Origin of the sequence: Algoriphagus sp. (assembly GCF_013373065.1) — a bacterium.
GTDB lineage: Bacteria > Bacteroidota > Bacteroidia > Cytophagales > Cyclobacteriaceae > Algoriphagus.
The window spans coordinates 1-9,998 of the sequence record NZ_JABXIN010000019.1; the positions used below are offsets into that span (position 1 = coordinate 1).

The following is a 9,998-nucleotide window of genomic DNA, read 5'->3' on the forward strand; positions in this document are numbered from 1 at the left end:
ACCGAAATCTACACGCATGTTTCAACCAAATCTCTTCAAAATATTAAGTCTCCATTTGATGATTTGTAAAAAAATAAACGCCACAAAAAAATCTAAATTATGGCGTTTATCCATCCGAAATAGAATGATAAACGCCATTTTATGGCGGAAATAAACAAGTTAGGCTCAATAAGTAAAAAATAGAATATGTCAAACAGCAATAGAATAACATTAATTGCAATTGTCTTTTTCAGTTTGTTTCTAGCTACAGGGTGTAAACAACAAGTAAAGGAAGTAAAAGAGCTTTCATTAGAAGACAAAATTACATTAGCAGTAGAATCAAGAAAAATTCCTGTACAAGATGAGCAAAAAGTAAGTTTTACGGCCCCTGAATGGATAGAAGGAAGAGGGCCTCATAGTACTGAGATATTTCGCCATCTGGAAAACTACATTCCAACCGTTCTAATCGAAAAAGGAGAAACAGACATACAAGAGCTAGGGGAAAACACCAGCCCTACTTTGGGCGAACAAATTTTGACCAGCACCTTCTTCGAAAAAGAAACTTCACTCGACCAAATTTGTGAAGCAAAAGAAATTAATGGGGTGATCGTCTTACATAAAGGGGAAGTCGTTTATGAACGATACCCTGAAATGGAACCCACAGACAGACACTTTCTGGGCTCGGTGAGTAAAACCTTTATTGGAACAGTAATCGCACATTTGGCTGATGAGGGAAAAATAAACGAACAGGACCCGATCGGGAAATATCTTTCTGAGTTTGAGGGTAAGCCATTGGAAAATGTCACAATTGAAAATTTATTGCGGATGTCTTCTGGTATAAACTGTAGAGAGCACGTAAAAGACAGAGTTTCCTTTACTGACCCCAATCATTGTTTTTACCAATTGCTTCAGCATTCTGCATATTTCCCTGCACCAGATTCAGGTTTCGATGAAAGCTTCATGGAGCTATTGGCTAATTCTGGCGAATATGAACCAGCGGGACAAACGTATGATTATACCTCTGCTAATTCTGCTATTTTGACTGCCATTGCCGAGAGAGTTGCCTCTAAACCTTTTCATCAGTTGGTTCAGGAATATATATGGTCAAGAATTGGAGCTGAAGATGATGCACGAGTTACGCTATCCAGTACAGGAGTTGCTGGAAGTTATGGAACCATGCTCATGCGTTTGAGAGATCTTGCCAGATATGGATTAGCCTTTACTGATGATGCAACCACCAAGATTGCTTCTGACAGATACCTGAGTCAAATTCATACCGGAGACACAGAATTATTTTGGTCTGAAGGAGGAACCGGTCAGAAGTATTGGGGGAAATTTTTTGAAGGACAGGGGCCGCAGTTTCAAAGTTATCATTGGGATGTTGTTTTTGAAGATGGCGACTTCACCAAATTTGGACTTGGAGGCCAATGTCTTTATATATCTCCGGATAAAAGATTAGTAATTGCCTGTTTTAGTGCAAACAAGGATGACACTTCTAACAACAACAATATGAGATACTTGGTCCGTAGTCTGGCATTACTTGACCATTTCACGAAATAAGGAGAATTCAAAACTGAGCCTAACAATGCATATAAAATCATAGCCGCCTAACGGCAGGCTACGCTTCATATACCGACCGTTGTGTGCAATTAAAACTAACAAAAATGAAAAATTCTACATTACACATGTTACTGATTGTTTTAACATTTCAAGTACTTTTTGGATGCAGAAATGAAACTAAAATTGAATCTCTAACTAAAACATCTGATTCTGAACTGACAGACTTAATAACAAAACAGGTTGATAGCCTTTATTCGGTATATAAAAAATTTGATTATGATTGGATTGAATTTTATGATGACACCTATACCGCAATGTATCCCGATTCTCCAATACAACTTATGACCAAAGATTCCTTATTAGAACAATGGAAACGAATTTATGCTCAATATAATGTAAAACTTTTAAGCCGAGGACAACCAACTATAATACCATCTGCAGATATGGCAATATCCTATAACAGTTTTAATGAAATATTTATTAATAAAGAAACCTTGGATACCATTAAAAATTCAGGCATCTATTTAGTCAATTGGAAAAGACAGTCGGATGATTCCTGGAAAATAGTTTTTGAAGCTGTTCATCAAAATTAAAAACCGCACACAACAATGGCTATAAGTAATTGCTTGTTCTCGCCTACCTCTTAAAATCCTCACAGATTTTCAGTTTGGAGCGTTCTTACAAAGTTTCGTGTTAAACTACGCAAATACTCATAGCCGAGACCGTTATCCCTATCGCCTACAAACGAAGATGGCAGTAGCCAATGACAGCTATTTTCAGACAGAAAACTTATTCTGAGAATTATATTCCGAATTGATTGAGTTTTTGCTGAATTCCCCTCTGGGAAGGAATATTTCATACCGAGTGGTAAGTCGAAAAAGTAAGAAATCAGGAAAGCTTCAAGGGAAACCTTGGAGCTTTTTTGTTTAGACGGGTTTATAAAAAAAGTTTTTAAGTGCCTGATTATGAATAATTCCCTAAATTGTTTCACGTTCAATTTTTATTCGGTTGAAGAGGATTTTTGTTAAAAGCAGCAAGGATCAACCGTTTATTCAGGAGCTATTAGGTCATCGCAGTAGTAAAACTACCGAAATCTACACGCATGTTTCAACCAAGTCTATTCAAAATATTAAGTCTCCATTTGATGATTTGTAAAAAAAATAAACGCCACAAAAAAATCTAAATTATGGCGTTTATCCATCCAAAATAGAATGATAAACGCCATTTTATGGCGGAAATAAACAAGTTGGCAATAATTAAATCATGTTGAAAATTATATTTGTAATAATCTCATTATTCTTTTTATCTGGTTGCGCTGATAAAGAAGAAAATAAAACCAAAGAACTGATAATTTTAGGTTCGGTACATTTCCCTACAAGTGGTATAAATTCTGACTCGATTTACTTCGCGATAAAGAAAGTAAAGCCAGAGGTCATCTTGATGGAAAGGGACTCGGTTAGCTTTGACTCTGCATTTAACAGAAAGGTTGAGTACGAAGAAAATGAAGATCAGGCTGTAACCAGATTTTTAGAAGATAATCCCAACACGATCCTAAGACCTATTGAGTTTGAAGGCAGAAACTCATATCGAACCAAGGCGGGCCTATATCCTCAAGCAAATGACGTATATCAGAAACTTAATGAACTGAGCAGGTCTAGTAAGTTCACCCCTGAAGAAAGTCTAATATGGAGCAAGTTTGCAAATTATTGGGTTCAATTAGATAGTCTTTCATCCACTAACCTAAAAGCGTTGAATAATGATAAAACTGATGTAATTATGGACAGCGCCAAGTATTATCAGTATACGAAAATGAAGAACATAGTTAATGATCGAGAAGAATTCAATGAACAGATACTTGACTCAAAAGGAGACTCTATTTCCCTAGTAGACTATTTCAATAAATGGGAACAGTTTGAACATTATGACCGCAATGATGCGATGGTATCAAATATTATAAGAACTATTGAGCATTTACCAAATAAACGGATTATGCTGATTGTTGGATATCATCACCGTTATTACATTAAAGAGGCATTAGAAAGAAAAGCGCCTCACATTAAGTTGATCGAATTTTATGAATAAAAACTATTGCCAACAAAACCTATACGCAACGCCCTTCGTGTCACTGCGCATAGCCAAACCGTTGTGTGTAATTCAATAAAATCAACTAAAATATAGAATGTATAAAACGATACTTTTAGTCTTAATCACTTGTCTGACACTAGATTCTGCCAGCGCTCAATTAAGTTCTAGAACCACCGAACTGACAATTTCATCTAAAATATTAGGCGATGAACGAAAACTGAAGATTCACCTTCCCAAAAATTATTCTGAAGAAAAATCGTATCCAGTAATCTATACAACTGATGGTGGTTTCGACAACTATGAAATTGCTCAGGGATATATTGACATTCTATCTATTCCTTCTGCGGATGTTTTACCTCCATCAATTTTAGTTGGTATAATTCATAATGATCGAAGCAACGAATTGCGAGCGTTTGGTTCCTATAAAGGGAGACAATTCATACAACATATTGAGCAAGAACTTGTACCATTTATTGACTCAACATATAGTACTTCAGGTTTCAACACGATGATTGGACACTCAGATGGAGCCGAATTCAATCATTACTTGATGACTTCAAAAAATAACTCTTTTAGAGGCTTCGTATCCATGTCTACTGCATTCAACGAAGACATGAAACCTGCAATCGCTCAGTTTTATGCTAATTACGCTGGTGATCATATTTACCACTTTATCGCAAATGGTACCCGAGATATAGCGCCAAGAAAAGCAGCGGGAAATAGCATTGACAGTTTGTATCAATTAACTTCAAACAAAAATATTAGCTTTAAAAAGCAAACCTTTAAGGCTGATCATCAATCTTTAACTTCAGTTTCTCTTTTGGTTGGGTTGCAATTCATTTTTCAGGATTACAGAAATTTGGAAAACTACACTTCAATAATTGACTTTCGTGAGAATTATATGAATACCATTAATGACAATTATGGTATTGACCTGGAGTATAATTTCGCTGATCTTGACCAATTTTTGATCGATATTATTGCCAGAAAAGATGTCGATGAGTACCATTATTGGGTTGAGTTTGTTAACGAAAACAACTTGGTATATGGTGGGAAAATGGATTATGTTAGTATGGCATGGAATTATTTCGATATGGAGTTGTATGGCAAGACAATAGAGTTTATGAACAAGGCTATAGAAGAGTTTGACGCGATAAATCCGATTGCATTCTATAACCTTTTAGCAAGAGCATCCTCAGAAGCCTATATCAATGAAAATCGAACTTCGGAAGCAGTTACATTTTTAGAGAGAAGCAGAGCTGTATTACCTGAACGATACTACCTAAACATGAGCTATCGTATTGCAAATTTTTCTTTAACCAATGGTGTGGATACACAAAAAGGAAGGGATGCACTAGAGTATTGCAAGATACACTTTAAAAAAAATAGGTTGTTCTCAATGGATGATTTAAGAGCTCTTGAACAAAAATAAAAACTACACACAACAAAGTGTATAGTGCATAGCACCCTGCGGGATGCTACGATACCATACACCAACCGTTATCCCTATCGCCTAAAAACGAAGATGGCAGTAGCCAATGACAGCTATTTTCAGACAGAAAACTTATTCTGAGAACCATATTCCGAATTGACTGAGTTTTTGCTGAATTCCCCTCCGGAAAGGAATATTTCATACTTAATTGTAAATTGAAAAAGCAAGAAATCATAAAAGCTTCAAGGGAAACCTTGGAGCTTTTTTGTTGGAGCAGCATAATAATAAAACTGGTTTTTAAGTGCTTGATTTTGAATAATTTCCTAAATTAATATAGATCAATTCTTATTCAGTGAATTGATTTTTTGTTAAATGTGCAGTGGATACCGCTTAGTTCAGAAATTCTGGGTCACAATTAAAGTAAAGCGTCAGAAACCTAAACTCAAGTAAGTCTTCAAAACGTAAGAAGTCCTTTTGATGATTTATAAAATAAAAACTAACAAACCCCTGCTTAGCGATCCAAATCAGGAAAATAAGAACGGAAAACCCGCACAAATAAATAAGTTCCCTTCAATTACTAGAAATGAAAAGAATACTCATATTATTCCAACTAGCGATAGTGATCCTCGGATGTTCCTCACCTGAATCATTAGAAAATCGATACTCTTACCCACCAGAATGGGAACCGCATGAAGCGATCTGGGCTGATTTCAATTACGAGCCATATAACGCTGTACCCAATGAACAGGCACGACTAAAGCTTATCTCAATACTTTCAAATAAGGTAAAAACTAGAGTGGTCTATGATAATGATTCTCTAATGGAGGTCGGGAAATTGAGGCTCAAAGAATTAGCTGCTAACATGGACAGTCTTGAATTTATCAAACTTCCTTACCAATCATCCTGGATGCGTGATCCGCTGATGTTCATCACCAATGGTCAGAATAATAAAATTCTTGATTTCGAGTGGAACTGCTATGGGATTTATAATTGTGAGGGTGATCTGAGAGGACAGCTTTCAAATACACTGCAAGAATTAAAAGGATATAAAAAGGATTCTACTGGATTGTATTTCGAGGGTGGTGCAATTGAGGTCAATAGTAATACCATAATTGCATATAAAGCATTGGCGACTCAAAGAAATCCTGACAGAACAATTGAAGAAGTAGAAAAAATTCTACTTGATAAACTGGGCAAAGAGCAAATAATATGGCTTGATGAATTTCCTCTTATCGATAAACCACTTATAAAAATTGACCAATTCATAGGTCAAGGAGCTAACGGCCATATTGACGTTACCACACGCTTTCTGAATGATACAACGATTTTAGCTACGATAATAGCAGAGGAAGACCGCAACAAGAACACCATGTTGGAATATGATTATAGGGTTCTACAAGGAAACCTGGATCAACTAAAAGCAGCAAGACAGCCAAATGGAAAGCCATATCACATTGAAACTGTTGAAGCACCTGATTACACATTATACGGGTATCCTTGGGTTATGACAGAATCTGTTTACTATGGTATGTTTAATGAAGAATCAAGAGAGAAAATGGCAATTGGTGACTCGATTGTATTCATGCCCGCGCTTGAATATGCTAATTTCACCATAACCAATGGAGTAGTAATTGCTTCTGAATATTGGAAAGAGGGTATGCCAGAGTCAGAGAAAAGGAAGGATGAAAAGCTAAAAAACATCTTAAGTAAATACTTCCCTAATAGAGAAATCATAACAATGGATGCACTTGCCATTAATTGGGGAGGCGGTGGAATTCACTGTAGAACACAGCAAGAACCTAGAATAAACTGAAGGTAACAATGTATATGAAAAATGGGCGAAATAATAGTAAAACCTAAGTTTTTAGCTCGTATCGAACCTCTTGCTTAACCGAAAGTTTAATGCTTCGAAAGCATCTACTTTTCATATACTAACCGTTACCTACAATGTTGACCCTGAAACATGAAGACTTATGAAAATATTCATTAAAACAACATTTGCTATTTTGTTTTTTTGGACTTCACATGTTCAATCACAAGTTCAAAACTCGAATACCAATTTACATTTGGCAGTCCTACAAGGAAACCTTGAACAGGTAAGTGAAATCTTGAAATCCGGATCAAACATAAATGAGAAGGATCAGTATGGATCTACCCCTCTTATAATAGCAACAACATTTGGTAAGAGTGAAATTGCAAAGATATTGATTGAAAAAGGAGCCGATTTAAGTTTAGCAAATAATCAAGGTTCTACACCACTGCATATTGCGGCCTTTTTTTGTCATGAAGACATAGTAAGGATGCTACTTCTCAACGGGGCCGATAAATATACTAGAAACAATGATGGGGTCACAGCCTATGATATTGTTACAGCGCCATATGAAATGGACCAAGAAACATATAATCAATTAGAAAGCGCATTAGGGCCAATGGGACTAAAAGTTGATTCGAACTATATTAAGACGACCAGGCCAAGAATTGCAGAGTTGCTGATGGGAAAAGCTTCCGACTACAAATTGGTTAATTATAAACCCTTAAACCGGGAAGATTGGAATGTTTCAAATCCCTCAGAACAAGGATTGAATAATAATCTTGTTGACGAATTTTTCTATGAGGCTTCTCATTTAAAAACTTTGTATGGTTTACTCATTGTTAAAAATGGCTCTTTAATCGCGGAGGGCTATTTCAATAAGGGTTCAGTAGATCAACTATCACAGCGCGCATCGGTAACCAAAAGTTATGTGTCAGCCTTGCTCGGCATAGCCATTGAAAAAGGATGCCTTTCTGGGGTAGATCAGAAAATGGTCGAATTTTTCACAGAAATAGAAAGCAAAATAGCGGATCCAAGAAAAAAAACGATCACGATCAAACAGATGTTGCAAATGCGAGCAGGGTATCCATGGGAAGAAACGGAAGATGAGTACTGGAATACCATTTGGTCTGGAAAGTATATTGATGCCGTAGAGGACATTCCATTGACACATGATCCAGGAAGCACTTTTCAGTATAGTAATCTAACCTCCAATTGGCTTGCCATTATTATTTCCCGTGCTTGCAAAACGGACTTAAAATCGTTTGGTGAAAAATACCTGTTTTCACCCCTTAGAGTAAAAATAGGCGATTGGCCTAAAGACTTGGACGGTTATCGTATTGGTTCCGGTGATATTCAATTCACTGCCCGTGATATGGCAAAGTTTGGGATGTTGTATTTGAATGAAGGACAGATTGATGGTCGTCAGATCATTCCAGCTGAATGGGTAAAGGAGTCGACCCAAAAGTATTCAACGGACATCAATTCAACCGGCGTTAAATCTGGTAGATTAGGCCGCTATTTCAAGGATGTTGGATATGGCTATCAATGGTGGTCCGCAAGTGTCGGCGAACATCAATTCAATTATGCCTGGGGCCATGGTGGGCAGTTAATCGTTATTTTAAGAGATTTAGATATCGTCATTGTTACAACTGCTGATCCCTTTTATGGAAAAGAAGCACATTTTAATGCATGGAAACATGAACAGTCAATAATCAATTTGGTTGGAAAGTTCATTAAATCGTTACCATGAGGAGAAGGATTGAGAAATTAGATAAACCCCTCTCGGAAATTACTTTTTTCTCACCCTTTATTCCCATCGAATATTCAAATTCTTGATTGGAGTAAGTCCGACTAAATTTAAAAAAGCAAAACCCCAATAAGTTTAGCAAGATTCGTCAACTTGATAACAAGAACGGACAAGAGTATCCTGACTATGAAAAATACATTTTTATCAATACTGATCTAAAACATTGGACAAAAATGAATGCAAAAATTGATATAAAAGAAATACCAAAAATGAACTTGGCTTATGTTTCAAGCATCGGACCTCAAAATCTTGAAAATGCTTACAGTAAATTAATTCAGTGGGCAACACCGCTAGGATTAATGAACGAACAAACAAAACCTGTAACAATTTATCACGACAGCTTTAAAATCACTCAACCCAATAAAGTAAGAATGAGTGCCTGTCTTTTATTGAATAAACCAGTAGAAACAGAAGGCGAAATCGGCCTTACAACGATCGAAGCGGGGAAATATATTGTTGGCAGTTTTGTGATCGGGTTAAACGAATTTGAGAAATCCTGGACTGGCCTATTTCTTTGGATGAACGAAAATGGATATAAGAAAGCGGACCGAGAACCTTTTGAGATGTATCACAATAACTATAATGAACATCCTGAAAGGAAAGCAATTGTTGATTTCTATATCCCTATTGAATAAAACGATTTAAATACTGATTAAAGGTAATCGACAACTAGTTGATACTTTTTGACCTATATTAGGAAGAGGTCTTCTTCGAAAAAGACTGCCTGATGGATGAGCAAGTTCCAAAAAAAGCATCGGGAGACTTTATAATAGCAGTACTTTTCCGGCATTAGGTGGAATAACTACCTACATTGGGAAATACAATCCTCGATATAACTAATTTGCAGCGGATGCTCCATGCTGATTAAAGCAGGTGATTAGCCGAAGTGGACATTAAAAAACCCGAAAATGAAACTTACAATAAAAGTAATTCTACTAGCTAGCTGCCATCATAAGCAGCTGTAGCGCACCGGAGTCCTATGATGTGCTAATCCGAAATGGGCAGATTATAGACGGTTCAGGAAATCCCTCCTTTGTAGGCGATGTAGGAATCAATGCGGATACTATTGCGGCAATAGGTTCTCTTGAAAACGCAACGTATAAATTAGAAATTGATGCCTCTGGATTAGTGGTTGCGCTTGGGTTTATTAATATGCTTTCTTGGGCAACAGAGTCTTTAATTGAAGATGAGAAATCTCAAAGTGATATCAGGCAGGGGGTAACCTTGGAGCTTTTTTGTTTGAACCTGTTTATAAAAAAAATTTTTTAAGTGCCTGATTATGAATAATTCCCTAAATTGTTTCACGTTCAATTTTTATTCGG

The 9,998-nt window shown here is 36.4% G+C and carries 8 protein-coding genes and 1 pseudogene; all 9 read left to right on the forward strand.

Annotation, left to right across the window (positions count from 1 at the left end; all coding sequences use genetic code 11):
- Positions 1 to 186: 186 nt before the first annotated feature.
- Positions 187 to 1,539, forward strand: coding sequence for a serine hydrolase (locus HWE15_RS13155; RefSeq protein ID WP_290508006.1), 1,353 nt, complete (start codon positions 187 to 189; stop codon positions 1,537 to 1,539).
- Between the two features lie 104 nt (positions 1,540 to 1,643).
- On the forward strand, positions 1,644 to 2,132 hold the full coding sequence (locus tag HWE15_RS13160) for a hypothetical protein (protein ID WP_290508007.1): 489 nt from the start codon (positions 1,644 to 1,646) through the stop codon (positions 2,130 to 2,132).
- A gap of 430 nt (positions 2,133 to 2,562) precedes the next feature.
- A pseudogene (locus HWE15_RS13165) lies at positions 2,563 to 2,694 on the forward strand (tyrosine-type recombinase/integrase); the annotation flags it as partial.
- Positions 2,695 to 2,802: 108 nt separating this feature from the next.
- Entirely contained in the window at positions 2,803 to 3,621 is an 819-nt protein-coding gene (locus HWE15_RS13170; RefSeq protein WP_290508008.1) for a hypothetical protein, read from the forward strand.
- A 97-nt stretch (positions 3,622 to 3,718) separates the two neighbouring features.
- Positions 3,719 to 5,056, forward strand: a complete 1,338-nt coding sequence (locus HWE15_RS13175) for an alpha/beta hydrolase-fold protein (protein WP_290508009.1) — start codon at positions 3,719 to 3,721, stop codon at positions 5,054 to 5,056.
- Positions 5,057 to 5,639: 583 nt separating this feature from the next.
- On the forward strand, positions 5,640 to 6,869 hold the full coding sequence (locus HWE15_RS13180; RefSeq protein WP_290508010.1) for an agmatine/peptidylarginine deiminase: 1,230 nt from the start codon (positions 5,640 to 5,642) through the stop codon (positions 6,867 to 6,869).
- Positions 6,870 to 7,029: 160 nt separating this feature from the next.
- Positions 7,030 to 8,619, forward strand: a complete 1,590-nt coding sequence (locus HWE15_RS13185; protein WP_290508011.1) for a serine hydrolase — start codon at positions 7,030 to 7,032, stop codon at positions 8,617 to 8,619.
- 230 nt (positions 8,620 to 8,849) lie between these two features.
- Positions 8,850 to 9,311, forward strand: coding sequence for a GyrI-like domain-containing protein (locus HWE15_RS13190; RefSeq protein WP_290508012.1), 462 nt, complete (start codon positions 8,850 to 8,852; stop codon positions 9,309 to 9,311).
- A gap of 349 nt (positions 9,312 to 9,660) precedes the next feature.
- The gene (locus tag HWE15_RS13195) at positions 9,661 to 9,945 is read left to right on the forward strand and encodes a hypothetical protein (protein WP_290508013.1); all 285 of its coding nucleotides are present in this window, start codon (positions 9,661 to 9,663) and stop codon (positions 9,943 to 9,945) included.
- The last annotated feature ends 53 nt before the right edge of the window (positions 9,946 to 9,998 follow it).